This window comes from Streptomyces sp. NPDC093221 (assembly GCF_044753885.1).
Lineage (GTDB): Bacteria > Actinomycetota > Actinomycetes > Streptomycetales > Streptomycetaceae > Actinacidiphila.
The window spans coordinates 809,890-835,451 of the sequence record NZ_JBIVOA010000002.1 but is presented as its reverse complement, the minus strand read 5'-3'; the positions used below and the strand labels follow the sequence as shown (position 1 = coordinate 835,451).

The following is a 25,562-nucleotide window of genomic DNA, read 5'->3' as shown; positions in this document are numbered from 1 at the left end:
CCGCATGCGGAACAAAACGGCGAAAAGCCGCCGGTATTCGCTCACCGGCACCGCCCTGACCTGCCTGGTCCTGGCCACCCAATCCGCCTGCTCGGTCGGCGCCGGAGCCCCGGACGGCTGGCGCTATCTGCGGGCCGACCCGCTGGCGGTCGCGGTCCCCAAGACCTGGCAGGACGTGCGCGGCGGGGCGGTGCTGCGCGGCCCTGACGGCCGTACGGACGCCGAGGTCGCCGTCAGCGCCAATCCGGGCGCCGGCGGTCCCCCCGACAAGGCGACGGCCACCGCCCTCGCCACCGCCCGCAAGGAGTCGCTGGACTTCGACGGCCAGCCCGGCCAGGTCCTCAGCTACGTCCAGGCCGCCCCCGACGGCCGCCCCGCCGCCCGCGTCGAGGTCCGCCTGCACGACTACGAGGGCCACCCGGTCACCGTCCGCGCCTGGACGGCCGACGGCGCGGCCGACCCGATGCTGCTGCGCCGGATCATCAACAGCATCGAATTCGCCACCGACCCGAACCGCTAGGGCCTGTCCGGCCCGCCTCCCACGTCCGCCTCCAGCCGCACCCCCTTGCGCACCCCCCACCGCGCCAGCGCGCCCGCCTCCGCCTCCAGGACGTGCCGGGCCAGCAGCCGGGGGCGGCCGACGCGGCCGGGCGGCATCGTACGGACGGCCAGGACGCGCAGCCGGCGGTCCAGATAGGCGACGTCGATCGGAAACCGCATCCGTACGGTGTGCACGCTGGAGGCCGGGGTCAGCAGAAGGGCGCCCTCGATCCCGTCCAGGCCGAGCAGCCCGCGGGTCCGCGCCCGGTACGACGCGGCGACCCGCAGCGGCACCTCGGCGTCGGGCGTCCGCAGCGTGCCGTCACCGTCTCGCCAACGTCGGCGCATGGCCACTCCCCGGGGTGCTCGATCAGGCGGCAGGTGACGCGGTACGGGCCCCGTTACGGGTCCGCGGCGGCCGTGTACGGTCGGCCCGGTGCATGTCTATCCGATCGTGGCCGCCGCCGTGTGGGGAATCGTCAGCGGCCTGTCGCTGCCGCGCGCCGCCTACCGGTTGGCCGTCCCCTCAGGTGAGCCGTGGGCGGCGCACTGCCCCGAGGGTCACCCGCTGCCCGAGGGCATACGCGGCTGGCTCGGACCGGCGCGCTGCCCGCGCTGCGCCGAGCGCGGCTCCTACGGCTCCTACGGGCCCGCCGTCGTCCTCGCCCTCGTGTGCGCGCTCGCCTGCGCCGGACTGGCCGCCAGGGTGGGCGCCCACCCCGAACTCGTCGTCTGGCTCCTGCTGGTGCCGCTCGGCCTCGTCCTCGGCCGCGTCGACCTCAAGGTCTTCCGGCTCCCGGACGTCCTCACCTTCCCCGCCTTCTTCGGCACCGCCGCGCTGCTCGGTCTCGCCGCCCTGCTTCCCGATCACCGGGGCTCCTGGCCGCGCGCCCTGTTCGGCGCCCTCGCCGTCGGCTTCGTCTACCTGCTCCTCTTCCTCGTCAACCCCGCCGGCATGGGCTTCGGCGACGTCAAACTCGCCCCCACCCTCGGCCTCGCCCTCGGCTGGTACGGCTGGCCCACCGTCTTCACCGGCACGTTTCTCGGCTTCGCCCTCGGCGCCGTCATCGGCCTCGCCCTCATCGCCACTCGGCGCGCCACCCGCAAGACCCCACTGCCGTTCGGGCCCTTCATGCTCCTCGGCACCCTCACCGCCCTCCTGCTCACCCCCTGAGCCCCCCTCAGACCCCCGCCCCCCTGTCCGCCCGCCCTCCGCAAGACGATGCCCCCCCAGGGGCGCGGGGAACTGCGCGCTCAGCCCCCAACGGCCCGGTGGTCGGGAGACCACCGAACTGCCCCTCCGGGCCCGGTGGTGAAGCGCAGCCATCGCCGTGGCCGGCCGCGCAGTTCCCCGCGCCCCTGAAAAACGCGGCGTACCGCCCGGCGCAGCCGCGGGCCCGGGGCCCGAGCCCCGACAGAAAGGGGGGTGCCCCCCTCCGCCCGGTGAGGGGCGAAAGGGGGCACCCCCTTTAAACGGAAGCGAGCCGCAGGCTAGGCCTCGCTGCTGACCGACCAGAGGTTGACCCCCTCCGGCTCCACCGCGTGCGCGTCGATGGAGGAGAGCTCCTCGGCGGTGAGGGGGGTGGCGCCGACGGCGGCGACGTTGGCCTCGAGCTGGGCGACTGAGGAGGCGCCGATGAGGGCGGAGGTGACGCGGGGGTCGCGCAGCACCCAGGACAGGGCGAGCTGGGCGAGCGACTGGCCGCGCGCGGCGGCGATGTCGTTGAGGGCGCGCAGCCGGCCGATGGTCTCGTCGTTGACGAGGCCGGGGTTGAGGGACTTGCCCTGGGCGGCCCGCGACCCCTCGGGAATGCCGCCGAGGTAACGGTCGGTCAGCAGCCCCTGGGCGAGCGGCACGAAGCCGATGCAGCCCATGCCCTCCTCCTCCAGGACGTCCAGCAGACCCTCGTCCTCGATCCACCGGTTGATCATGGAGTACGAGGGCTGGTGGATCAGCGCGGGCACCCCCAGCTCGCGCAGGATGCGCGCGGCCTCGCGCGTACGGTCGGGACCGTACGAGGAGATGCCGACGTAGAGCGCCTTGCCCTGCTGGACGGCGGTCGCCAGCGCGCCCATCGTCTCTTCGAGGGGCGTGTCGGGGTCGAAGCGGTGGGAGTAGAAGATGTCGACGTAGTCGAGGCCCATGCGGGACAGGGACTGGTCGAGGGAGGACAGCAGGTACTTGCGCGAGCCCCATTCCCCGTACGGTCCCGGCCACATGTCGTAGCCCGCCTTGGTGGAGATGACCAGTTCGTCGCGGTAGGGCCGGAAGTCCTGGGCGAAGAGGGTGCCGAAGTTGGCCTCGGCGGCGCCGTACGGCGGGCCGTAGTTGTTGGCGAGGTCGAAGTGCGTGACGCCGAGGTCGAACGCGCGGCGCAGGATGGCGCGCTGGGAGTCCAGGGTGCGGTCGTCGCCGAAGTTGTGCCACAGACCCAGGGAGACGGCGGGGAGCTTGAGGCCGCTGCGGCCGGTCCTGCGGTACTCCATCGAGTCGTAGCGCTCGTCGGAGGCGCGGTAAAGGGAACGAATATTCACGGTCTCTGCTTATCACGCGGGGGTGTCGGCCCCGCCTCCCCGGTTCGTCCGCGAGCCCTTGTGCGCAGTAGTGTGGCCGCCGGGCGACAGGCCCAGGAGGGGCTGGTGTGCGATGAATCTGCGCGACCTGGTGTACGGGCTGTACTCCCGCAGGGTGGAACGCCGGCTGGACGTGGCGCAGGGCCCCAAGCACATCGGCGTGATCCTGGACGGCAACCGGCGCTGGGCCAAGGCGTCCGGCGGCAGCCCCGAACAGGGGCACAGGGCCGGGGCCGACAAGATCTCCGAAATGCTCGGCTGGTGCGAGGAGACCGGTGTCGAGGTGGTCACGCTGTGGCTGCTGTCCACCGACAATCTGGACCGCCCCGCCGACCAGTTGGTGCCGCTGCTGGGCATCATCGAGGACGCGGTGCGCGAACTGGCCGCGACCGGCCGCTGGCGCGTGCACCACGTGGGCACCATGGACCTGCTGCCCGCGCACACCCAGTCGGTGCTCAAGGAGGCCGAGCAGGAGACGCACGCGCTCGGCGGCCTGCTGGTGAACGTGGCGGTGGGCTACGGCGGCCGGCAGGAGATCGCCGACGCCGTACGGTCGCTGCTGCACGAGCACGCGGGGCGCGGCACCACCATCGAGGACCTGGCCGAGATCCTGGACGTCGAGCACATCTCGGAGCACCTCTACACGCGCGGCCAGCCCGACCCGGATCTGGTGATCCGCACCTCGGGGGAGCAGCGGCTGTCCGGCTTCATGCTCTGGCAGAGCGCCCACTCGGAGTACTACTTCTGCGAGGTCTTCTGGCCCGCCTTCCGCAAGGTGGACTTCCTGCGGGCGCTGCGCGACTACGCGGCCAGGCACCGGCGCTACGGCACCTGACGACTCCGTACCGGCGCGCCGGTACGGAAGACCCCGTGGAGCCCCTGCCGCGCGGGGCGCGGTGTGGGCCGTACGGGGGGCGTGGGGGCGGCCTGAATCCGGTGCCGCGAGGGCTCCACGACGGCGTGCGGAGGCCGGTTTCTCCCGCGTAATGGCCGGTGAGCGGTCGGTGACCGGGCGATGACCGTCGGATGACTGTCATATGCATTCGCATGGGCAACGGTTTTCCAGGGCATATCACTGGGAGACCGGCATCCGGCCCATGGTTGCCGGTACCGCAGTTCGACCTCTCCCGAGGGGGTTCGTCCACACGTGGTGACCAGCAAGAATCGCCGTGACAACGACCGGCGCACGTACGTACTCGACACCAGCGTGCTGCTCGCAGACCCCAATGCCATCGCCCGCTTCGACGAGCACGAGGTTGTGCTGCCGGTCGTCGTGGTGACGGAGTTGGAAGCCAAGCGCCACCACCCGGAACTCGGCTACTTCGCCCGCCAGGCGTTGCGGCTGCTGGATGAGTTCCGGATCCGCTACGGCCGTCTGGACGCACCGATTCCGATCGGTGACGTCGGTGGCACGCTGCGTGTCGAGCTCAACCACTCGGATCCCGGGGTGCTCCCCGCCGGATTCCGGCTCGGTGACAACGACTCGCGCATTCTGGCGGTCGCCCGCAATCTGCAGGCCGAGGGGTACGACGTCACCGTCGTCTCCAAGGATCTGCCGCTGCGGGTGAAGGCGTCCTCCGTCGGCCTGCTGGCCGAGGAGTACCGGGCCGAGCTGGCGATCACCTCGGGCTGGACGGGAATGGAGGAACTGCTGGTCGGGGCGGACGAGGTGGACACCCTCTTCGCGGAGGAGTCCATCGCGCTGCCCGAAGCGGCCGAGCTGCCGGTGCACACCGGCCTGGTGCTCCAGTCCGAGCGCGGCAAGGCGCTGGGCCGGGTCACCGAGGACGGCCGGGTGCGGCTGGTGCGCGGCGACCGCGAGGCGTTCGGCATCCACGGCCGCAGCGCGGAACAGCGGATCGCGCTCGATCTGCTGCTCGACCCCGACGTCGGCATCGTGTCGATGGGCGGGCGCGCGGGTACCGGCAAGTCCGCGCTGGCCCTGTGCGCGGGCCTCGAAGCCGTCCTGGAGCGCCGTCAGCACCGCAAGGTGATGGTCTTCCGGCCGCTGTACGCGGTCGGCGGCCAGGAGCTGGGCTACCTGCCCGGCAGCGAGGCGGAGAAGATGAGCCCCTGGGCTCAGGCCGTCTTCGACACGCTGTCGGCCGTGACGTCCAAGGAGGTCATCGAGGAGGTCGTGGCGCGCGGCATGCTGGAAGTGCTGCCGCTGACCCACATCAGGGGCCGTTCGCTGCACGACGCCTTCGTGATCGTCGACGAGGCCCAGTCGCTGGAGCGGAACGTCCTGCTGACCGTCCTGTCGCGGATCGGCGCCGGATCGCGGGTGGTCCTCACCCACGACGTGGCGCAGCGCGACAACCTCCGGGTGGGCCGTTACGACGGTGTCGTGGCGGTGGTGGAGAAGCTGAAGGGCCATCCGCTGTTCGCCCACATCACCCTCAACCGCTCCGAGCGGTCGCCGATCGCCGCTCTCGTCACCGAGATGCTGGAGGACGGCGGGGCCTGACCGGGGCCCGGCCCCCGAATGGCGGGGGGCCTGAAGTGTCCGGATTTACTGAGTGATAGCGTGAGTTGAGGCTGCTGCGCCCGGCGTGAAGGGCGCAGCAGCCTAGCGTTTTACGGGGTCCGCCGCTCGGATTTACCCTCCTCCGCAGCGTGTGAGCTTTGCCACTCAACCGGAAATTGCCGCGCGGCGTCCGCGTACGGCAGGGTGTGAGGCTGTCAGGCCCCGCTTATGGCACTCCTACACCTTCAGGGGCGTGGGAAGAGCAGCTCCACACAAATCCACATCGACCGCCATGAGCCGCCCGAGCACCACGCGGGACTCCTCCGGGAGTTCGCACCGGGCCAGTGCCCCCGTGACCGACCGGCCCGTATTGGCGGACCGGCAGGAAGGGGACCGTGCCAGGGGCACGATTTCGTCCGTGAGGTCACCCATCGGGCGATGCTGGAAGGAAACCGTGTGAGCCGGATCTCGGTCCGGGGACTCGCGGTGGCTTCGGCCACTGCGGTCACCACTGTGGGCGCCGTCGTAGGCGTCGCGTCGGGCGCCGACCAGGGCTCTTCCGAGCCTGTCGAAGCAGCCGGCACGACGACCCTCCTTGCGGACATTCCCGCTGGGCAGCAGATTCAGCAGGCTTCGCTGACCGAGCAGGTGCAGGCGCAGTCGGACGCCGCCGATGCCACGGCCCGGCAGTCCGCTGAGCAGACCGCCCGCGTCCAGGCGGCCAAGGACGCCGCCGCCAAGAAGAAGGCGGCGGACGAGGCGGCTGCCAAGGAGAAGCAGCGCAAGCTCGAAGAGGCCGCCAGCCGGGGCGGTGGCGACTCACGTGCCACGTTCCCCGTCACGGCCTCGTACACGGTGGCGCAGGTCAAGGCGATGGCGCAGACCATCGTCGGCGGCGACCAGTTCGCGTGCTTCTCCAACATCGTCTCCCGCGAGAGCGGCTGGAACTACACGGCGACCAACCCCTCCTCCGGGGCGTACGGCCTGGTTCAGTCCAACCCCGGTTCGAAGATGGCCTCGGTCGCCTCGGACTGGCGGACCAATCCGGCCACGCAGATAAAGTGGGGCCTCAACTACATGAACAGCCGGTACGGCAGCCCCTGCGGCGCCTGGTCGTTCTGGCAGAGTCACAACTACTACTGAGCCGACGGCGCCCAGCCGTCAGGCGGCAGTGCGCGGTATCTCTCCGCAAGCCCCCGAGCCCTCAGGGCCGGGGGCTTGTGCGTGTCCCGGAACGGGGTAGGCGCGGGGAGGATGTGGGAGGCAACCCTCCTCGCGAATAACATCGTCATTCTCAGCAGTTCCACAGATGGTCGACGGGGTCAGGGGAGAGCAATGCCGGACAAGCGCCACTGGAGCGCCGTACTGGCCTCCGGGCTGGCCAATATCGCCGGACGGATCGACGAACGCCAGGCGGCGGTGAACGCGAGCCGCGGCGTCGGCGCCGCGATCGAGGACCCGCGCCGCGACTCCTCGGACGCCGCTCCCGCCACCGACCCCTCCGCCGGTACGGACCGGGAGGCCGACACGCCCGACGCGGCCTCCGAACCGGGCGGCGGGAAGCGTACGGCGAAGGCCGCCGGTGCGGGAGGCGGGGCCGTCGCGCCCCCGCCCGTCGTCGTCGTGCCCGCGCCGCGCGCGCCGCAGCCCGATCCGGTGTCGGCCGTGCCGTGGAGCATGCGCGTCGGCGCCGAGGTCGGCTGGCGGCTGCTGGTGCTCGCGGGCACCGTCTGGGTGCTGATGCGGGTGATCGGCGCCGTACAGCTCGTGGTGCTGGCCTTCACCGCCGGCCTGCTGATCACCGCGCTGCTCCAGCCGTTCGTCGCCCGCCTCAAGCGGCGCGGTGTGCCGCGCGGGGTGGCGACGGCCATGGTCTTCGTCGGCGGCTTCGTCATCATGGGCCTGGTCGGCTGGTTCGTGGTCTGGCAGGTGATGGACAACATCAGCAATCTGTCGACCAGCCTCCAGGACGGCGTCAACGAGGTGAAGAAGTGGCTGCTCAACAGCCCCTTCCACGTCACCGACGACCAGATCAACCAGGTCGCCAAGAACCTCCAGGAAGCGATCGGCTCCAACACCAAGGCGCTGACCGACGCCGGGCTCCAGGGCGTCACCGTCATCGTCGAACTGCTCACCGGCATACTGCTGGCGATGTTCAGCACGCTGTTCCTGCTCTACGACGGGCCGAACATCTGGAACTGGTTCCTCAAGCTGTTCCCCGACGCGGCCAGGGACGGGCTGGCCGGCGCCGGTCCGCGCGCCTGGCGCACCCTCACCCTGTACGTGCGCGGCACGGTGATAGTCGCCCTCATCGACGCCATCTTCATCGGCGTCGGCATCTTCTTCCTCGGCGTGCCGATGGCCGTGCCGCTGGCCGTGGTCATCTTCCTGTCGTCCTTCGTGCCGCTGGTCGGCGCCGTCGCCTCCGGCTTCATCGCGGTCGTCGTGGCCCTGGTCACCCAGGGGCCGTTCACCGCGCTGATGGTGCTGGTCGTCGTGCTCGCCGTCCAGCAGATCGAGGGGCACATCCTCCAGCCCTTCATCCTCGGCCGCGCCGTCCGCGTCCACCCGCTGGCCGTCGTCCTGTCCGTCGCCGCCGGTTCGATGATCGCGGGCATCGGCGGCGCCGTCGTCGCCGTGCCGCTGGTCGCGGTCGGCAACACGGTGGTCGGCTACCTCAGGGCCCACACCAAGGAGCGGGCGGCGGCCGCAGCCGGTCCGCACGGCGCGACGGCCTACGAGATCGCCCCGGTCACCACCCGTCAGCCCCCGGCGGACCCGGAGGCCCCGGCCTCGGGCGGCCCGACACCGGACGGCCCCGGCCCCGAGGGCTCCGGTCCTGGGGGTTCCGGTCCTGAGGGCCCCGGCCCTGAGGGTTCCGGTCCCGAGGGTTCCGGTCCTGAGGGCCCCGGCCCGAGCGGCCCCGGCCCGAGCGGCCCCGGCCCGAGCGGCCCCGGCCCGAGCGGTCCCGGCCCGGACGACCGGGACCCCTCCCACGAGGACGACCACACTCACGAGGGCGCGTCCGCCTAACAGCGCCCCCGCGACCGCCCCCCGCCTCCGACCGCCCCCGCGTCCCCCCTCCGGACGCGGGGGCGGTCGCGTCGTTCGCCCTTCGGCCTTCGGCCTATTCGGTCCGCAGACCGTCCGGCCGCATCAGCCGCCACAGCGGCGGCAGGCTGAGGAGGGTGACGGCCAGGACGACGGACGCGCCGATCGCCGACATCTGGGCGACGATCGCCCAGTCGACGTGGAACGCACGGCCGACCATCGCCAGGAGCGCGGCACCGAGCCCGAGCCCGCCGACACAGGCGAGGACCAGGCCGAGCGCCATCGGAATGGCCGTCTGCCACAGCACCGACCAGGCCAGGGCGGTGCGCCGGGTGCCGAAGGCGACCAGGACGGCGAGCAGCTTCTTGCGGTCGCGGAGCTGCTCCAGCATCGTGACCAGCAGGCTGGCGCCGATCAGCGCCATGGTGATGGCCGCGCCCACGAACAGGCCGCGCCGCAACTGGCCGTACTGCGTCTGCGTGGTGCTGTCGCTCACGGCCGAGACGGTGACCGTCGGGCCGAGCGCGGCCCCGGTGTTGCGCAGGTACTCCACCGCGTCCCGCTTGCCCGCGTCGAGGTTGACCATGACGACGGCCGTGGGATCGGCCAGCTTCGACTGGTCGACGGCCTCGGGGGTCAGCAGGACGCCCCAGTTGGTCTGACCGCGCGGGTCGGTCCGCGCCGTGACCGAACGGGCGTCGGACGGGACCGTCCACAGCCGCGGAGCGCCGGTGTACGGCAGGGCGCCGGTGTTGAGGTCGAGGCGCTTGCCGGGCTTGGCGTACTTGGCCAGGTCCGCGTTGGACGACGCGCCCCACTGCTCGTTGTTGGGCACGATGTAGACGCTGCCCGCCCCGCAGGAGCCGACGTCGGCCATCTGCCGCAGCGTGTCGCAGTCGGCGACCAGCAGCGGGATGTAGGCGGTCTCGGCGTCGGGGCCGAGCTTGCTGGCGTCCGGCTGCGTGGCCCGCGTGTCGATGAAGCCGTACGCCCGCGCCACGCCGGGCGTCGCCCGGACCTTCGCGGTGTAGTCGACCGCCTGCCGCGCGTCGGCGGTCGGCGCGCTGACGGTGGCCTGGATACGGGACGTGTCGGCGCCCGTGGAGTGCACGAAGGTGTCGTTGACGCCCGCGAAGAGCATCTGGAGCGCGATGGCCCCGGCGACCGCGACCGTGACGCCGCTGACCATCCGCGCCGATCCGTTGCTGTTCAACTGGAGCCTGCGGGTGGCCAGTTGCCAGGCGACCGGCCCGCCGCGCAGCCGTCCGACGACGGCCTCCACGACCCAGGGCAGCACCGTGGTGACACCGAACAGCAGCAGCACCGCGCCCGCCGCGGTCTGGTACTCGTTGACATGCGCGTCGCTGCCGTTGACCGAACCGAACAGCGGGACCAGCAGGCCGATGCCGACCAGCGGCACCAGCAGCCGCCACCACAGGGTGCGGCGCCGGCCGAGCCCCTGGCGGACCACGCCGAGCGGTTCGATCGCCGTGCCGCGCAGGCTGACCAGGGTCACGGCGACGGCCGCCACCGGGACCGCCAGCACGATCAGCGTGGTGAGCGCCGCGTTCGGCGTCATGTCGGCGGGAAAGGCGCTGATGTCGTGGATCGTGAAGTGCGAGGCCAGCTGCCGACCGGTGAAGAAGAACACCGCGCCCAGCACCAGCCCGAACAGCGACCCCAACAGGGCTTCCCCCGCGGCGATTCTGCGGGTCATCCGGATGTCCGCGCCGACCAGCCGCATCGCCGCCAGCCGCCTGTCCCGCCGCTCGCCGCCCAGCCGTACCGCCGCGCCGACGAAGACCGCGACCGGCAGCAGCAGCACCACCAGCATGACGACCAGCAGCAGCGTCAGCACCGGGCTCATCGCCTCGGACGGGGCGTGGTAGCCGTACGAGGTGACCCGAGTGGCGTTGCCGTGCCCGTAGTTCTCGTCACGGGCGGTGAGCTGATCGCTGCCCGCGTAGTACAGCAGCTCGCTCGGGCCCATCAGCCCGGCTTCCCCGACGGTGCCGGTGATCTTGTACGGGATGCGCTCGCGCAGCAGCGGCGTGGAGTTCAGCAGCTTGCGCAGCGCGGGGGAGACCACCATCTCCCCGGCGCCCGGCAGATGGGCGACGCCGGGCGGCGAGGGCGCCTTGGCCCCCTCGGCCTGGAGCAGCGAGCCGCCGATCTGCGAGTCCCGGTAGACGGTCCTGACGTCGGCCACCAGGAGCGAGCGGTCGGACGGCTTGGCGATGAACGTGGCGGAGGAGGTGTCGCGGGCCACCCGCTTCTGTTCCCGCGTGTCCAGCATGGCCGGTACGGCGGCGGCGAGCAGCAGCAGCGCCACGCCGAGCCCGACGCCGACGGCGGTCAGCACCGTACGGGTCCAGCCCTCGCGTCCGCCGCCCGCCGCGAAACGCGCGCCGAGCGCGAGGTCGCGCGCCCAGGTCCGCACGCCGGCCGGCTGGTCCGGTGCCCCGGTGCCGTGAGGTTCGCGGCTGTTCATGACACCCGCTCCATGTCGCGCGACTTCCCGTCCCGCACGACGATCTCCCGGTCGGAGTAGGCGGCCACCCGCGCTTCGTGGGTGACCAGGACGACGGCGGCGCGGGTGTCGTGCGCGGCGTCGGTCAGCAGCCGCATCACCCGCTCGCCGTTGAGCGAGTCCAGCGCGCCGGTCGGCTCGTCGGCGAAGACGACCCGCGGGCCGCCGACCAGCGCGCGCGCCACCGCGACGCGCTGGCCCTGGCCGCCGGAGACCTCGCCGGGCCGCTTGTCGGCGATGTCGGCGACCTCCAGGCGCTCCAGCCACTGCGCCGCCTGCTGCTCGGCCGGCCTGCGCTTGGCGCCGCCGAGCCGCATCGGCATCGCCACGTTCTCCAGGCAGGTCAGCTCGGGTACGAGCTGGCCGAACTGGAAGACGAAGCCGAAGTCGGCGCGGCGCAGCGCGCTGCGCTCGCCGTCCGACATGGCCGACAGGTCGCGTCCCCGGTAGCGCACCTGGCCGGAGTCGGCCTTCACGATGCCGGCCAGGCAGTGCAGCAGGGTCGACTTGCCCGACCCCGAGGGGCCCATGACCGCGACGACCTCGCCGGGCCTGATGCTGAAGTCGGCGCCGTCCAGCGCCGGGGTCGGGCCGTACGCCTTGCGCAGTCCCGCGGCCACCAGCAGCGGCTCGGGTCGGGGCTCGGTCGACGCGTTCATTTGGCCACCTCCGCGGCGAGCTGGTCGAGACGGGCGGCGGTCAGCTCCAGCCACCGCAGATCCGCCTCCAGATGGAACAGGGCGTGGTCGCAGATGAGCTGGTCCGCCAGGTCGCCCGCCGACTTGCGCCGGGTGAGGTCGCGCATCAGCCGCAGGTGCTCGGCGCGCTGGGTGTCGAGCAGGTCGGCGGCCGGGCGGCCGGTCAGCAGCGCCAGCACGACCTTCGTGTACAGCGTGGTCTGGAGGTACGGCTCCGGCTTCTCCGGCTGCGTCAGCCACGTCTCGACGTCCGTGATCCCCGCTTCGGTGATCGCGTACCGCTTGCGCTCGGGGCCGCCGCCCGGCTCTATGCCGTCCACCTCGACCAGGCCGTTCTTCAGCAGCCTGGCCATCGTCGAGTAGACCTGCCCATAGGCCAGCGGGCGGTCGTGTCCGAACCGTTCGTCGAATGCGCGCTTGAGGTCGTAGCCGTGGCGCGGGCCGGACTCCAGGAGTCCGAGCAGGGTGTGCCCAATTGACATGCGGAGCACTGTACACCACGGGTATACACACCATGTATACGCACCGGAGCGCTGCCTTCCGCCGCCGTGCGGTGGTGTCGGGAGGGGGCCGGTGGCGGGCGGGGCCTACGTACCGGCCGACGGCTTCGGGGGCCGGCCGCGGCGGGGGAGGGGGCGGGTCGCGCTGGGCAGGCGGCCCGCCTCGGCGAGGGCGCGGCGCAGCAGGAACTCGATCTGCGCGTTGGTGCTGCGCAGCTCCGCCGCCGCCCAGGACGCGAGGGCGTCGTGAACGGCGGGGTCGAGCCGCAGCAGCACCTGCTTGCGTACGGGGCGGGCGGCGGTCTCCCCGCCGCCCGCCCCGTCGGGCCCGTCGTCGGGCGCGGAGGAGGTCACTGGTAGAGGGTGCCCGTGTTCAGGACCGGCTGCGCGGCGCGGTCACCGCAGAGCACGACCAGCAGATTGCTGACCATGGACGCCTTGCGCTCCTCGTCCAGTTCGACGATCCCCTGCTCGGCGATCCGGGACAGCGCCGACTCGACCATGCCGACCGCGCCGTCCACGATCGTCTGCCGGGCGGCCACGATGGCCCCGGCCTGCTGCCGCTGAAGCATCGCGGAGGCGATCTCGGGCGCGTAGGCGAGGTGTGTGAAGCGGGATTCGATGATCTTCACACCGGCCGACTCGACGCGGGCGGCGATCTCGGCGGACAGCCGCTCGGTGATGTCCTCGGAGTTGCCGCGCAGCGAGATCGACTGGCCGTCGTGGGCGTCGTACGGGTAGTTGGTCGCGATGTGCCGGACGGCGGTGTCGGTCTGGATGCTCACGAACTGGACGTAGTTGTCGACCTCGAACGTCGCCTGCGCGGTGTCCCTGACCTGCCAGACCACGACCGCGGCCAGTTCGATCGGGTTGCCGTACGCGTCGTTGACCTTCAGCGTCGAGGTCTCGTGGTTGCGCAGCCGGGTGGAGATCTTGCGGCGGCTGGTGAAGGGGTTCACCCAGCGCAGGCCGTCCTGCCGGATGGTGCCCTGGTAGCGCCCGAAGAGCTGGCACACCCGCGCCGAGCCCGGCGCGACCTGGGTGAGGCCGAACAGGGTGATGAACGCGCAGAGGACGACCACCGCGCCCGCGACGATCAGCGTGGTCGCGAGGGCGCCGGGGTGGTCCTTGGCGTGTACCGCGCCCGCGACGATCAGCGCCACACCACCGGCCACCACCACCAGCGCGAGCAGCAGAAAGGGCAGACCGGGCATGCCCACCGCCCGTCGCTCCTGCACCCGCGGCGCGGGCATGTCCGGTGCGTCGACGGCGAGCTGTGGTTTCTGGTCCGACATGGCGGGTCCCCGTTCCTCCGAAAGTGTCTATCAAAGAGATATCACATTTTCGGGAAACCCAAACCTTGGCAAAGCCTCGAACCCGCACCGGACCCGCACCGGACCCGCCCCCGGACACGATGCAGCCCCGGGGCACGGGACATGATCACGTGCCTCGGGGCTGCGCTTCGGTGGGCGTCAGCCGGTCTTGACCTCACCGGCGATCCGGTCGCCCAGCGACTGGTCGACATTGCGCCAGTACGTCACCGCCCGCTCCAGCACCGGCGCGCTCACCCCGTCGCTGAGGTGGCCCGCCACGTTCGACACCAGCCGGGCGCGCGCCGCGTCGTCCAGCACCTCGCGCACCATCGTGCCCGCCTGCCCGAAGTCGTCGTCCTCCGCGTGCAGCGCGTACGCCTCGCGCACCATCTCGCCCGCCGCCCGCCAGCCGGTGACCTCCCCGTACGCCTGCGGCGAAGCGGCCGGTCCGCCGTACGAGTTGGGCGCGTACGGCGCCCCCGCGTTCGACGGCTCGTACCGCATCGGGCCGTCCTTGGCATAGGAGTTGACCGGCGAGTGCGGGCGGTTCGGCGGGAGCTGGGCGTAGTTGGGGCCGATCCGGTACCGGTGGGTGTCCGGGTACGAGAACAGGCGGCCGAGCAGCATCTTGTCCGGGGACGGGCCGATGCCCGGCACCATGTTCGAGGGCTCAAACGCCGCCTGCTCGATGTGGACGAAGTAGTCCTCGGGGTTGTGGTCCAGCGTCATCCGGCCGACCTCGATCAGCGGGTAGTCGCCGTGCGGCCACACCTTCGTCAGGTCGAACGGGTTGAAGCGGTAGTCCGCCGCGTCCTCGAACGGCATGACCTGCACATACAGCGTCCACGACGGGTGGTCGCCGCGGTCGATGGACTCCCACAGGTCCTGCCGGTGGTAGTCGGCGTTCTGGCCCGCGAGGGTGTCGGCGTCCGCCTGGGTGAGGAAGTCGATGCCCTGGTCGGTCTTGAAGTGGTACTTCACCCAGAACTTCGTGCCGCCGCCGTTGACCCACATGTACGTGTGCGAGCCGTAGCCGTTCATGTGCCGGTACGACTTGGGGATGCCGCGGTCGCCCATCAGCCACGTCACCTGGTGCGCGGACTCCGGCGAGAGCGTCCAGAAGTCCCACTGCATGTCGTTGTCGCGCAGCCCGTTGTCCGGGCGGCGCTTCTGCGACCTGATGAAGTCCTGGAACTTGATCGTGTCGCGCACGAAGAACACCGGGGTGTTGTTGCCGACCAGGTCGTAATTGCCGTGCTCGGTGTAGAACTTCAGCGCGAAGCCGCGCGGGTCCCGCCACGTGTCCGGGCTGCCCTGCTCACCCGCGACCGTCGAGAACCGCGCCAGCATCTGCGTGCGCTTGCCCGGCTGGAACAGGTCGGCGCGGGTGAACTGGCTGACGTCGTTGGTCACTTCGAACCGGCCGTACGCCCCGCTGCCCTTGGCGTGCACCACCCGCTCGGGGACCCGCTCCCGGTTGAACTGGGCCATCTTCTCGATCAGGTAGTGATCCTGCAGCAGGATCGGCCCGTCGGCCCCCACGGTCAGCGAGTGCTCGTCGCTCTCGACCGGGATACCGGCGTTGTTGGTGGTGTACGGGGTGCTCATCGAGAGTGTCCTCACGCTCGGGAGTCGTATGACCTCGCTGCTCCCCACCTTCCCACCGAATATGCCTGTCGGCACGCTGAGCCACAAGACGGTGACCCTCGGTCACGCTGGTGGCCGAGTCACCGGGGTGCGTTCGCGCGAGGGGCTGCGCCCCTGCGGCACCGCTGCGCGGTGGGGTTCGCCGGTAGCCAGCGAGCCGAAGGCGGCGCCGGTGTCGAAAGCGACGATGAGCAGGGAGCGAGGAACGAGCGACCGTCGAAGAGGAGCGTCGACACCGGATCTAAGCCGCCGGAGGCGAGAGGGCGGCAAAAAAAGGGGATCGCGGTGAGCATGGGAAAGACGGCTCCCACGCACGGTTCGCCGTGACGCTGAGCTGACGCAAGACGGTTCCCACGCACGGTCCGCCGTGACGCTGAGCCGACGCAAGACGGCTCCCACGCACGGTCCGCCGCCACGCTGAGCTGACGCAAGAGGGTGCCGCGGGCGTTCACCCCCCACGGCAACCCCACCCAAGACGGCACCCCCACCCCCGTACCCCCGTACGGCCCTAGATCGGGAGCTCGAACCACACCACCTTGCCCGCGCCCAAGCGGGTGGCGCCCCAGCGTTGGGCCATGCGGTTGACGAGGTAGAGGCCGCGGCCACCTTCCTCCTCCGGGGCGGCGTGGCGCATGCGCGGCAGAAGAGGCGCGTCGTCGCCGACTTCGCAGCGCAGGACGTCGGTGCGCAGGAGGCGCAGGGTGATGGGGCGCTCGGCGTAGCGCACGGCGTTGGTGACGATCTCGCTGACCAGGAGTTCGGCGGCGTCGGACTGGTCCTCGAGGTCCCAGCGGCGCAGGGCCTGGCGGATCAGGCGGCGGGCGCGGCCGGGCGTCTGGGGGTGCGGCTCCAGGAACCAGTAGGCGACGTCGCTGGGCGAGATGCCGTCGAAGCGCGCGGCGAGCAGGGCGATGTCGTCGTCGCGGTCGCCGGGGCCGAGGATCTCCAGCACCTCGTCGCACAGCGGCTCCAGAGGCGGCGGCGAGACCACGCTGGCGGCGTCGTGCAGCCGTTCGCGCAGCAGCTCGATGCCGCCCCACACGTCACGGCTGCGGGACTCGACCAGGCCGTCGGTGTAGAGCAGCAGGGTCGCCCCGGCGGGGGCGGGCAGCTCCACGGCCTCGAAGGGCACCCCGCCGACGCCGATCGGCGCGCCGGGCGGCACGCGCAGCACCTCGGCGAGACCGTCGGCGTGCAGCAGCACCGGCGGCGGGTGGCCCGCGTTGGCGACCACCAGCCGGTGGGCGATCGGGTCGTAGACGGCGTAGACGCAGGTCGCCATGCGGTCCTGGCCGAGCCGCTGGGCCTGTTCGTCCAGGTGGTAGAGGACTTCCTGGGGCGCCAGGTCGAGCCCGGCCAGGGTCTGGACGGTGGTACGGAGCTGGCCCATGATCGCCGCTGAGGTCATGGAGTGGCCCATGACGTCGCCGACGACGAGCGCCACCCGGCTGCCGGGCAGCGGGATCGCGTCGTACCAGTCGCCGCCGACGCGCGCGGACTCGGCCGCCGGAAGGTATCTGCTGGCGAGCTGGACGCCGGTCGGCTGCGGCAGCGAGTCCGGCAGCATCTCGCGCTGGAGGGCGTCCGCGATGTACGCCTCGCGGCCGTACAGCACGGCCTTGTCGACGCCGAGCGCGGTGTGCGTGGCGAGCTGGGCGGCCACCAGCAGGTCGTCCGCCTCGAAGGGCGTACGGTCCGCGCGCCGCAGCAGCACCGCGGCGCCGATCACCCGGCGACGGCCGCGCAGCGGTGCCAGCAGGGCGCGGCGCCCGGTCGGCATGCCCGGCAGCGGCCCGTCGCTGTGGTCGGGGCGGCCGAGGAGTTCGGCGAGCGCGTCGGCGGCGCGCGGGGAGTCGGCGAAGACCGGCCGTACGCCGCGCAGCACTTCCGCCAGCGGTCCGTCGAGCAGCACCGCGATGGACTCGGCGGCGCCGCCGTACGACGACTCCAGGGCGGGCAGCAGCGGCGCCGCGCCGACCGGGGCGGTCGCGGTCGCCAGCGGGTCCGCGGGCTCCTCCAGGCCGCCGTCGGCGCGCCGCAGCCGCAGCCGCAGCGGCCCGGACGGCCGCTCGTCGCCGACCGGCAGTGGGTCGCGCAGATAGACCAGGATCGCGTCGGCGAAGGCGGGCACCGCCGAGCGGCACAGGCCGAGCAGGATCTCGTCGAGGTCGAGCCCGCGGGCGATCCGCCGGGTCGCGGCGCCCACGTATCGCAGCCGGTCGGCCTCGGGACCGGTCTGCACGGGCATCGGGATGCGCATCCCCACAGAATCCTCGTCGCCGGGGTGTCCCGCCGCTTCCAGCGGTGTGCCGCGCGGCGGAGTGCTGACGAACGACGCCAGCGACTCGCCCTCCGGCGGCGCCGTCCAGCCGGAGCCGTGCGTCGGGATGGGCGGCAGCGGCGGCAGGTGCGGCTCCACGGCGCGCGAGGGTCCGCGCGGGGTCTCGGGGGCGGATCCGCCGGGTATGGCCGAGGGCCGGTCCGCGCCGGGGCGGTCGGTGGCGGGGCGCTCGGCCGCCGGGTGGTCGGCGCCGGGGCGCTCGGCCGGCCTGCCCTCCGGCTCGTTCTCGTCGTGCGGGCGGGCCCCACCGGGGCGCGGGGGTGTGGCGGAGGCCGCCGAGGCCAGGCCGCGCGCCGACTCGAAGTCGCGGGCGGCGCGGGGCAGCTCGTGGTGGCCCGTTGCCGAGCCGAGGCCCGCAGCGGTACTCGGCCCCGAAGGCGTCTCGGGTACGGCGAAGCCGCCACGCGGGTCCGGTGGGGTCGCGGCGTGGTTCCTGGGCGTACGGGGCGGGTCCGTGGTCACGCGAGTCGTTCCATCCGTCTGTGCGCCACGCGCTGGCCGCGGCGGGTCGGGCCTGGTCAGGCGCGTCGGCAGGAGAGGAAGATCTGCTCCTCCGGCGGCACGTCGGTGCTCGCCGGTGCGTAGGCGTACGAATCCTCCTTGATCACCTCGAAGCCCGCGTCCACCACGACATGGCGCAGTTCATCCCTTAGATAACCGGATACCCGGATGGTGTGACCGAGGAACGGAATCGGCACATTGTCCAGATCGGCTTCCACCATCGACACGGCGAGCAGGCCGCCGGGCTCCAACAGGCCGTGGAGCGCCCGCAAGGTGCCGGGGATCTCGTCCTTGGGCAGCATGAGCAGCGAGAAGAACGCGGCGACCGCCGCGAAACTTCCCGGCGCCAGCGGCCCGCCCTCGGTGAGGTCGGCGAAGTCGGCCTGGACGAAGTCGGCCGCGGGCACGTTCACCCGTGCCTGCGCGAGCATTCCGGCCGACAGGTCCACGCCCGTCACCCGCAGCCCCGCGTCGGTGAACTGGCGCGCGGTCGGCAGTCCCGTACCGCAGCCGAGGTCCAGCACACGGGCACCGGCGGGCAGGGTCTCGACGAGCCATTCACCGGCCCTGACCTGCCCGTCCTTGTGCGGGAACGCTTCGTCGTACCGGTCGCCGATCGCGTCGAACGCCTCGGCCTGGCCGGTACGGTCCCTGCCCTGATCCTCGTGATCGTCGGCAGGGGGGATCCCCATGTGCTCGTAGCCGCCGGTTCCCACCGTTCCGGGCCTCCCTGACTGCTGCTGGATGGCTGCTGCTGAATGGCTGTACGAATGGCTGTGTTCGCGTCGCTGTGACGTAGCGTCAAACTCTAGGCCGCGATCGGCAATTGCGCAGTGTTCCGGAGCACGATCCTACGGTTGGGGGTCAGGGACGCAACAAGGGGCTCGGAGGTTCACTCCCGCCCCCCACGGCTTACGCCCGCTTACGCCCCCCTACCGTACGCACCGCGGCCGTACCCCCGGCCCGGCCCGCCGCTTCTACGACGGCGGCCGGTCCCAGTCCGGCGGCAGCGCGGGCACCGGCCACGCCGGGTCGGGCCGCCAGTCCTCCCAGCCGTCACGGAACGGCGGACCCCAGGCCCTGACCACCCCCGCGGCGCGCTCACCGGCCCGCCGCACACGCGCCGCCAGCTCCGCCGGCATCAGCCCGTCCGCCTGCGCCTGCGCGAACTCGTCCTCGTCCAGCCAGCGCCAGGAGCGGTCCGGGTGGACCGAGATGTCGAGGAAGTGATCCTCCGAGTCCACCCCTCCCGACCAGCGCCGACGAGGTTCCTCAAGGTTCACATACCAGCATTTGAACCGCCACCCGGGCTCCCAGAACAGCCACACCGACCACGGCTCGCCCGGCCGCGCCAGCTTCAGCACCCCGGCGCCCCACCACGGCTCGACCCGCGCCACCCGCGGCTTCACGTACCGGCTCGCCAGCGGCTCCCGGTGCACCGGCGTCCCGTCCGCCAGCACCGGCTTCACGCACGCCGTACCGGGCGCCATCCACACCGCGAGCAGCTCCGCGTCGTCGCGCACCACGGTCACCGGACGGCAGATGTGCACCGCGTCCGTGCCGTTCCCCCGGTAACGCCACAGCACCTGCGCGCCGGGCGTCCAGAAGTGGCGCTCCCCGGCGCGGGTCGAGAGATCGGCTTCGGCTGTCATGAACAGAGTTTACGGAAGCACTGTTACGGATGCGTCATACGCAGAACGTCCAGCGCCTCGTCGAGCTGCGTTTCGGACAGCAGACCGCGTTCGACGTAACCGGACTCGATCACCACCTCGCGGATCGTCTTCCGCTGCGCCAGCGCCTTCTTCGCGACCTTCGCGGCCTCCTCGTACCCGATGTAACGGTTCAGCGGAGTGACGACCGAAGGCGAGGACTCGGCGTACTCGCGGGCCCGCTCGACATTCGCCGTGATCCCGTCCACCGTGCGGTCCGCCAGCAGCCGCGTGACGTTGGCGAGCAGCCGGACCGACTCCAGGACGTTGCGGGCGATCACCGGCAGCATCACGTTCAGCTCGAAGTTGCCCGCCGCGCCCGCCACCGAGATGGCCGTGTCATTGCCCGTCACCTGCGCCGCCACCATCAGCACCGCCTCCGGGATGACCGGATTGACCTTGCCCGGCATGATCGACGAGCCGGGCTGAAGGTCGGGCAGCGCGATCTCGGACAGCCCGGTACGCGGCCCCGAGGACATCCACCGCAGGTCGTTGGCGATCTTGGTGAGGCCGACCGCGATCGTCCGCAGCTGCCCCGAGGTCTCCACGATGCCGTCCCTGGCGCCCTGCGCCTCGAAGTGGTCGCGGGCCTCGGTCAGCGGCAGCCCGGTCGCGCGCGCCACCTCCGCGATCACCGCGGCCGGGAAGCCCGCCGGGGTGTTGATGCCGGTGCCCACCGCCGTGCCGCCCAGCGGCAGCTCCGCCAGCCTCGGCAGCGAGGACCGCAGCCGCTCGATCCCGTACCGCACCTGCGCCGCGTAGCCGCCGAACTCCTGGCCCAGCGTGACCGGCGTGGCGTCCATCAGGTGCGTGCGGCCCGCCTTCACGACGGTCGCGAACTCCGCCGCCTTCGCCTCCAGGGACTCCGCCAGACGGGTGAGCGCCGGAATCAGGTCGCCGGTCACCGCCGCCGTCGCCGCGATGTGGATGGAGGACGGGAAGACGTCGTTGGACGACTGCGAGGCGTTGACGTGGTCGTTGGGGTGGACGTCGCGGCCCAGGCGCTCGGTGGCCAGGGTGGCGATCACCTCGTTGGCGTTCATGTTGGACGAGGTGCCGGAACCGGTCTGGAAGACGTCCACCGGGAAGTGCTCGTCCCAGCGGCCCTCGGCGACCTCGGCCGCGGCCTCCTGGATCGCCTCGGCGGTGTCCTTGTCCAGGACGCCCAGCTCCGCGTTGACCTTCGCGGCGGCGGCCTTGATCCGGGCCAGCGCCGCGATGTGCGCCCGCTCGATCCGCTGCCCCGAGATCGGGAAGTTCTCCACCGCGCGCTGCGTCTGCGCCCGCCACTTCGCCTCGGCGGGCACCCGTACCTCGCCCATCGAGTCGTGCTCGATCCGGTATTCGCTCATGCCTATAACAGTGCCCGGGAACACCTGGGTGTTCCCGGGCACTGTCTCCCCGTGGTGAGATCGGCCGAATCCGCGCGCAGCCGGGCGGGCCCGCGCGCAGCCGCGCGAGCCCGCGTGGAGCCGGGCGAGGCCGCGTGAGATCCGCGCGGAGCCTCAGGCGGGCATGGCCAGCCGGCCGTTCCCCCCGTCCTGCGCCTCCTGCGCGTCGAGCGCCGCCCGCGCGGCCGACCTGCGGTCCGCGAGCAGCCGGTCCAGCGCCAGGGCGCCCGGCCCCGAGAAGACGATCAGCAGCAGCGTCCAGCAGAAGAAGACCGCCGCCTCACCGCCGTTCTCGATCGGCAGCAGCCCCCGGTGCTGATGGACGTCGAAGTACGCGAACGCCATCGACCCCGAGCCGATCAGCGCGGCCGGCCTGGTCGCCAGCCCGAACAGCACCAGCACACCGCCGACGAGCTGGATCAGCGCCGCGTACCACCCCGGCCACCGGCCCGCCGACAGCTCGGCCGTGCCGAGCACGCCGAAGAGCGACGCCACACCGTGGCAGGTGAACAGGAGCCCGACGACGATACGGAACAGGCTGAGCGCGTACGGCTGGGCCCGGTCGATGCGGGAGTCCGAACCCGTACCGGTAACGGTGTCCGACATGAGCGCACCTCCTCTCCGCTTAGTTGTAGACGCCGAATTCGTAGAGCGAGTACCCGTAGGCCGTGCCGCGCTGGGTGCCCGTCAGGCGCACATAGCGACCGGTGCCGGAGACGTCGAGGTCGTCGATGTCACCGTTGCCGTCGGTCACGGACTTCACCGTCGTCCAGTTCTGCCCGTCGTCGGAGGTCTGGATGTCGTACGCCTTGGCGTACGCCGACTCCCAGGAGAGCTGGACGTGGTGGAAGGCGGTGGTGGCGCCCAGGTCGACCTGGATCCACTGCGGGTCGCTCCAGTCGCTCGCCCAGCGGCTCCCGGCGTTGCCGTCCACCGCGTTCGACGGGGTGCACGGGCAGCCGCCGGTCGGGTCGGTCTGATACGTCGATGCCGTCGCGGGCTTGTTGAGCGCGACATTCGTACCGTTCGGCTTCGGCGGCACGATCCGCACCGACTTGGAGCCGTAGCTGACGTTGCCGTGGTTGTCGGTGGCGCGGACGTACGCCTCGTACACGCCGACCTTCTCCGGCGCCTTCGCCGTCAGCGTGCCGCCGTTCTGCGTGGTCGCGGCCGGGGTGAGCGAGCCGTTGTTGTCGATGTAGATGCTGCTGAACAGCACCTGGTACGTGATCGGGTCGTTCTCCGGGTCGGAGGTCGAGGTGGTGATCGTCACCGTGCCGCCCGCGGGCACACCCGAAGTGGCGTTGTCCACCGTCATGTCGGTCACCAGCGGCGGCTGGTTGTCACCCGAGGTGTTCCCGCCGTACGCGCGCTTGACCGCGTAGTACGAGGGCCGCTTCAGGCCGTCGGGCACCAGGTTGAACCAGATGCCGCCGAAGTCGTCCTCGTTGCCGTAGTGGAAGAGCGTGGCGCCCAGCGCCACACCGGGGTGGCCGGCCACGCAGTTCCACGCGTTGGTGTAACCGTCCGCCTTCTGCTGGTCGGTGGGCTCGTCCGCCACACCGTTCGCGTCGTTCGGCACCTCCCACGAACCGGCCGGGCCGCCCTCGGTGATGATGTACGGCTTGTCGTAACCGCCGCTCTCCCACGCCGACTTGACGTTGCAGACGTCCTTGTAGGAGTTGACCGCCAGCAGGTCCAGGTCCGGGGTGTTGCGCTTGTAGTACGGCCACGCGCCCGTCCACGCGTCGGTCGACGTCACCGGGTGGTTCGGGTCGGCCGCGTGCACCGCTTTCGAGAGGTCGTTGACGAAGGAGGTGTACGCGTTGCGCTCCTGCTCCAACTGGTCACCGCTGTAGCAGTTCTGGAGCCCCAGCACCGACTCGTTGCCGACGTCCCACATCAGCACGCCCGGGTTGTCCTTGTAGGTGTTCACCCACTTCGGGAACTCCGCGAGCATGTTGTTCTTGTACGTGGTGTCCGTCAGGTAGTCGACACAGCCGCCCGAGCCGGGACCGCCGCCCGGCTGGAGCCAGAAACCGGCGATCACCTTGATGCCGTTGGCCGCCGCCGCGTCGAACAGCGGCGCGCTGCTCGCGTCCGTACCCCACGTACGGATCGTGTTGACGCCCATCCGCGCCACGTCCGGCAGGTCGGCCGCCGCCTGCGAGGGCTGCGGACCCCACGTCAGACCCTTCACGGTGTACGGGGCGCCGTCCACGGTGAGCTGCCAATTGCCCTGCGAGCCGGTCACCTTGACCACGCTGCCCGCCGCCTGCGCGGCCGGGGCCTGCACGACGGCGAGACCCGCCGCGACCAGTGCCGCCACCGCGAGGGGCGCCAGGCCGCGCCTGGCCGTCCTCCTGATCACATGTGCGCGCATCTCGTCCTCCGAGGGGGTCACGGGTAGCTCACCAGGTAGGAGATACCGGAGTTGGTGTTGTTCACCGGGTCTCCGGTCTCGTTGACGACATGGCTGATCGTCCCGTCGTTGCCGAGCGAGACGGTGACCATGTCATGCAGCCGCACCCCGGACGTGTTCGGCACCAGCAGGGCGCTGTCGGCGACGACGCTCGGGTCCGCGAGGAACAGGCAGTAGCTGCCCAGCCCCCACGCCTCGTGCGAGGAGACCGAGTCCGCCACCTGGTAGGCGGCGTAGCCGTGCCGCGAACCGTCCATCCAGGCCGCCTGGTTGGGCGGGTCGTACGGCATCTCGTTCTGGAAGAAGTACGTCCGTCCGGCGTCGCCGTTCCAGAGCACCTCGGTCTTCTGGTGGTGCTCCACGAACAGGCCGTACATCGTGACGCGCGCGCCGTTGACGACCAGGCCGGTGTCGCTGGTGTTGACGTCCCAGCCGACACCGCTGCCGTGGTCGGCCCGCCACAGCCACAGGTTGTCGCCGATCACGTCGGAGCTGTTGATCTCGACGCTGACGGTGGCCTTGCCGGCCTGCGCGCCGCCGATCCGCACGAACACGTCCTGGAGGAGCGTCGGGTCGCCCGCGTGGCCGCCGTCGGCGCCCCGCGGTCCGACGCGGACCAGCACCGCGGAATTCGTGGCGCCCGCGTCGATCAGCAGCCCGGAGATCTTCACACCGTCGACGTCGGCGACGGACAGCGCGGTGATGCCGTTGTCCGGCAGCAGCGTGGCGATGCCCAGGCCCAGCACGACCGTGCCCGCCCGCGTCACCTCCACGGTCTGGTCGAGGGCGTACACGCCCGGTGTGACCAGCAGGTGCTTGCCCTGCGCCAACGCGGAGTTGATCGTGGCCGCCGAGTCGCCCGGCTTCGTGACGTAGAAGTCGGTCAGCGGGATCGACTCGCCCTGCGCGCCGCCGTTCCAGGTCACCCCGCGGGCGTTGCTGTGCAGCGCGGGCACGAACACCTGGTACGCGCCGGACCCGTCCACGTACAAGAAGGGCTTCTCCCGGATCACCGGGGCGCTGTCGACCACCGTGTGGGAGGGGTCGGGGAAGTTCTGCGGCGGCGCGCCGTCCACGCCGACGAAGACCATGTTCCATACGGAACCGGCCCATTCGCCGAGCGCGCTGTTCCGGGTCAGCCACTGCTGCTGGGAGCCGGACACGACCCGGCCGTCCACCTTGCAGTCGGCCATGAAGCCGCCGCTGGACCAGCCGTCGTAGCCGTTCCACAGCGGGACCTCGCCGCGGATGTGCACGCGACGCAGCGGGGCGGCCTGCGAGACCGCCCAGCGGTTGGAGCCGCCGGTCGGGGTGACCGAGAGATTCTCGGCGCTGCGCCAGAAGTTCTGGGTGGCGTTGCCCTGCATCCAGTCGGCCTCGACGTGCACCAGGCCGTGGATGTCGACGTCGTCGGGGGACAGGCCGAGACCGGCGACGTGGGTGTAGAAGCCGACGTTGACGTCGAGTCCTTCGTACGTGCCCGGCTTGAAGAAGAGCGCGAAGCGGTCGGTGCCGAACTGGTTGGACTCCTGGCGGCGGAAGACGTCCGAGACCTTCGCCTGGATGTCGGCGATCGGCATCGAGGGGTCGAAGACCAGGACGTTGGGGCCGAAGTCGGGGTCCGCGGCGGCGGCGCGCGGACCGGCCGTCGTACCGTTCGCGCCGGACGCGGTGGCCGCGGCGGCCGCCGAGGCGCGGCCCGCCAGTACCGGGGTGGCCGCGAGGGCCGCCAGCGCGCCGAGGGCCGCGCGCCGGGAGAAGACGGATGTCACCGGTGAGCCGGGTGTGCCGGTCGTGCTGCTTGTGCTGCTTGTGGGGGGTTGAGAGGGGGGAAGTGCGGGGCTGTTCATAGATCACCTGTGTGTTGGGGGGACAGGT

The 25,562-nt window shown here is 71.7% G+C and carries 21 protein-coding genes; 6 read left to right on the top strand and 15 right to left on the bottom strand.

Annotated features, from left to right (window positions below; all coding sequences use genetic code 11):
- Window positions 1–4 precede the first annotated feature (4 nt).
- A complete protein-coding gene (locus tag ACIQCJ_RS09615; RefSeq protein ID WP_402711098.1) occupies window positions 5–520 on the top strand; it encodes a hypothetical protein in 516 nt (171 codons plus the stop codon).
- Here the strand turns inward: ACIQCJ_RS09615 and ACIQCJ_RS09610 are convergent.
- Complete coding sequence (locus tag ACIQCJ_RS09610) at window positions 517–888, bottom strand: DUF192 domain-containing protein (RefSeq protein ID WP_401312928.1); 372 nt, start codon at window positions 886–888, stop codon at window positions 517–519. The genes ACIQCJ_RS09615 and ACIQCJ_RS09610 overlap by 4 nt on opposite strands.
- Before the next feature lie 88 nt (window positions 889–976).
- On the opposite strand from ACIQCJ_RS09610, the gene ACIQCJ_RS09605 reads away from it, so the two are divergent.
- Window positions 977–1,714: a prepilin peptidase gene (locus tag ACIQCJ_RS09605; RefSeq protein WP_402711097.1), complete on the top strand. Its 738-nt coding sequence runs from the start codon at window positions 977–979 to the stop codon at window positions 1,712–1,714.
- Between the two features lie 317 nt (window positions 1,715–2,031).
- Here ACIQCJ_RS09605 and mgrA read toward each other — a convergent pair whose 3' ends face one another.
- Entirely contained in the window at window positions 2,032–3,075 is a 1,044-nt protein-coding gene (gene mgrA, locus ACIQCJ_RS09600) for an L-glyceraldehyde 3-phosphate reductase (protein WP_402711096.1), read from the bottom strand.
- Between the two features lie 112 nt (window positions 3,076–3,187).
- Between mgrA and ACIQCJ_RS09595 the strand changes: the two genes are divergently transcribed.
- From ACIQCJ_RS09595 to ACIQCJ_RS09580, 4 genes are all read left to right on the top strand, one after another.
- Window positions 3,188–3,949: an isoprenyl transferase gene (locus ACIQCJ_RS09595; RefSeq protein ID WP_355347900.1), complete on the top strand. Its 762-nt coding sequence runs from the start codon at window positions 3,188–3,190 to the stop codon at window positions 3,947–3,949.
- A 312-nt stretch (window positions 3,950–4,261) separates the two neighbouring features.
- Window positions 4,262–5,581 (top strand): PhoH family protein, encoded by a 1,320-nt coding sequence (locus ACIQCJ_RS09590; protein ID WP_355347904.1) that lies wholly within the window; start codon window positions 4,262–4,264, stop codon window positions 5,579–5,581.
- Between the two features lie 438 nt (window positions 5,582–6,019).
- A complete protein-coding gene (locus tag ACIQCJ_RS09585; RefSeq protein WP_355347907.1) occupies window positions 6,020–6,724 on the top strand; it encodes a transglycosylase SLT domain-containing protein in 705 nt (234 codons plus the stop codon).
- Window positions 6,725–6,916: 192 nt separating this feature from the next.
- The gene (locus ACIQCJ_RS09580) at window positions 6,917–8,614 is read left to right on the top strand and encodes an AI-2E family transporter (RefSeq protein ID WP_402711095.1); all 1,698 of its coding nucleotides are present in this window, start codon (window positions 6,917–6,919) and stop codon (window positions 8,612–8,614) included.
- Between the two features lie 94 nt (window positions 8,615–8,708).
- Here the strand turns inward: ACIQCJ_RS09580 and ACIQCJ_RS09575 are convergent, their stop codons facing one another.
- From ACIQCJ_RS09575 to ACIQCJ_RS09515, 13 genes are all read right to left on the bottom strand, one after another.
- Window positions 8,709–11,123 (bottom strand): FtsX-like permease family protein, encoded by a 2,415-nt coding sequence (locus ACIQCJ_RS09575; RefSeq protein ID WP_402711094.1) that lies wholly within the window; start codon window positions 11,121–11,123, stop codon window positions 8,709–8,711.
- Window positions 11,120–11,821, bottom strand: coding sequence for an ATP-binding cassette domain-containing protein (locus ACIQCJ_RS09570; RefSeq protein WP_391049189.1), 702 nt, complete (start codon window positions 11,819–11,821; stop codon window positions 11,120–11,122). The genes ACIQCJ_RS09575 and ACIQCJ_RS09570 overlap by 4 nt, the downstream gene beginning before the upstream one ends.
- A complete protein-coding gene (locus tag ACIQCJ_RS09565; RefSeq protein ID WP_355347919.1) occupies window positions 11,818–12,342 on the bottom strand; it encodes a PadR family transcriptional regulator in 525 nt (174 codons plus the stop codon). Before ACIQCJ_RS09565 ends, ACIQCJ_RS09570 begins: the two co-directional genes overlap by 4 nt.
- Window positions 12,343–12,447: 105 nt before the next feature.
- Window positions 12,448–12,714, bottom strand: a complete 267-nt coding sequence (locus tag ACIQCJ_RS09560) for a hypothetical protein (RefSeq protein WP_355347922.1) — start codon at window positions 12,712–12,714, stop codon at window positions 12,448–12,450.
- Window positions 12,711–13,655: an SPFH domain-containing protein gene (locus ACIQCJ_RS09555; protein ID WP_355347925.1), complete on the bottom strand. Its 945-nt coding sequence runs from the start codon at window positions 13,653–13,655 to the stop codon at window positions 12,711–12,713. Before ACIQCJ_RS09555 ends, ACIQCJ_RS09560 begins: the two co-directional genes overlap by 4 nt.
- Before the next feature lie 177 nt (window positions 13,656–13,832).
- The gene (locus tag ACIQCJ_RS09550) at window positions 13,833–15,281 is read right to left on the bottom strand and encodes a catalase (protein ID WP_402711093.1); all 1,449 of its coding nucleotides are present in this window, start codon (window positions 15,279–15,281) and stop codon (window positions 13,833–13,835) included.
- 547 nt (window positions 15,282–15,828) lie between these two features.
- Window positions 15,829–18,123, bottom strand: coding sequence for a SpoIIE family protein phosphatase (locus ACIQCJ_RS09545; RefSeq protein WP_402711092.1), 2,295 nt, complete (start codon window positions 18,121–18,123; stop codon window positions 15,829–15,831).
- A gap of 56 nt (window positions 18,124–18,179) precedes the next feature.
- Window positions 18,180–18,854 (bottom strand): class I SAM-dependent methyltransferase, encoded by a 675-nt coding sequence (locus ACIQCJ_RS09540; RefSeq protein WP_355348005.1) that lies wholly within the window; start codon window positions 18,852–18,854, stop codon window positions 18,180–18,182.
- A gap of 285 nt (window positions 18,855–19,139) precedes the next feature.
- On the bottom strand, window positions 19,140–19,814 hold the full coding sequence (locus ACIQCJ_RS09535; RefSeq protein ID WP_355347933.1) for a DUF402 domain-containing protein: 675 nt from the start codon (window positions 19,812–19,814) through the stop codon (window positions 19,140–19,142).
- Window positions 19,815–19,837: 23 nt separating this feature from the next.
- On the bottom strand, window positions 19,838–21,223 hold the full coding sequence (locus ACIQCJ_RS09530; protein WP_401312949.1) for a class II fumarate hydratase: 1,386 nt from the start codon (window positions 21,221–21,223) through the stop codon (window positions 19,838–19,840).
- 153 nt (window positions 21,224–21,376) lie between these two features.
- Window positions 21,377–21,868, bottom strand: a complete 492-nt coding sequence (locus ACIQCJ_RS09525) for a DoxX family protein (RefSeq protein ID WP_355347938.1) — start codon at window positions 21,866–21,868, stop codon at window positions 21,377–21,379.
- A 19-nt stretch (window positions 21,869–21,887) separates the two neighbouring features.
- Window positions 21,888–23,645, bottom strand: coding sequence for a discoidin domain-containing protein (locus tag ACIQCJ_RS09520; RefSeq protein ID WP_402711091.1), 1,758 nt, complete (start codon window positions 23,643–23,645; stop codon window positions 21,888–21,890).
- A 17-nt stretch (window positions 23,646–23,662) separates the two neighbouring features.
- The gene (locus ACIQCJ_RS09515) at window positions 23,663–25,534 is read right to left on the bottom strand and encodes an adenylyl cyclase (RefSeq protein WP_402711090.1); all 1,872 of its coding nucleotides are present in this window, start codon (window positions 25,532–25,534) and stop codon (window positions 23,663–23,665) included.
- Window positions 25,535–25,562 lie beyond the last annotated feature (28 nt).

Bases quoted from the DNA above. Each gene is read 5' to 3' on its own strand.
- ACIQCJ_RS09530 (WP_401312949.1), bottom strand. From the start codon at position 21,223: ATGAGCGAATACCGGATCGAGCACGACTCGATGGGCGAGGTACGGGTG.
- ACIQCJ_RS09540 (WP_355348005.1), bottom strand. From the start codon at position 18,854: ATGGGGATCCCCCCTGCCGACGATCACGAGGATCAGGGCAGGGACCGT.
- ACIQCJ_RS09610 (WP_401312928.1), bottom strand. From the start codon at position 888: ATGCGCCGACGTTGGCGAGACGGTGACGGCACGCTGCGGACGCCCGAC.
- ACIQCJ_RS09585 (WP_355347907.1), top strand. From the start codon at position 6,020: ATGCTGGAAGGAAACCGTGTGAGCCGGATCTCGGTCCGGGGACTCGCG.
- ACIQCJ_RS09565 (WP_355347919.1), bottom strand. From the start codon at position 12,342: ATGTCAATTGGGCACACCCTGCTCGGACTCCTGGAGTCCGGCCCGCGC.
- ACIQCJ_RS09615 (WP_402711098.1), top strand. From the start codon at position 5: ATGCGGAACAAAACGGCGAAAAGCCGCCGGTATTCGCTCACCGGCACC.
- ACIQCJ_RS09525 (WP_355347938.1), bottom strand. From the start codon at position 21,868: ATGTCGGACACCGTTACCGGTACGGGTTCGGACTCCCGCATCGACCGG.
- ACIQCJ_RS09515 (WP_402711090.1), bottom strand. From the start codon at position 25,534: ATGAACAGCCCCGCACTTCCCCCCTCTCAACCCCCCACAAGCAGCACA.
- ACIQCJ_RS09595 (WP_355347900.1), top strand. From the start codon at position 3,188: ATGAATCTGCGCGACCTGGTGTACGGGCTGTACTCCCGCAGGGTGGAA.
- ACIQCJ_RS09550 (WP_402711093.1), bottom strand. From the start codon at position 15,281: ATGAGCACCCCGTACACCACCAACAACGCCGGTATCCCGGTCGAGAGC.
- ACIQCJ_RS09570 (WP_391049189.1), bottom strand. From the start codon at position 11,821: ATGAACGCGTCGACCGAGCCCCGACCCGAGCCGCTGCTGGTGGCCGCG.
- ACIQCJ_RS09580 (WP_402711095.1), top strand. From the start codon at position 6,917: ATGCCGGACAAGCGCCACTGGAGCGCCGTACTGGCCTCCGGGCTGGCC.
- ACIQCJ_RS09555 (WP_355347925.1), bottom strand. From the start codon at position 13,655: ATGTCGGACCAGAAACCACAGCTCGCCGTCGACGCACCGGACATGCCC.
- ACIQCJ_RS09535 (WP_355347933.1), bottom strand. From the start codon at position 19,814: ATGACAGCCGAAGCCGATCTCTCGACCCGCGCCGGGGAGCGCCACTTC.
- ACIQCJ_RS09520 (WP_402711091.1), bottom strand. From the start codon at position 23,645: ATGCGCGCACATGTGATCAGGAGGACGGCCAGGCGCGGCCTGGCGCCC.
- ACIQCJ_RS09575 (WP_402711094.1), bottom strand. From the start codon at position 11,123: ATGAACAGCCGCGAACCTCACGGCACCGGGGCACCGGACCAGCCGGCC.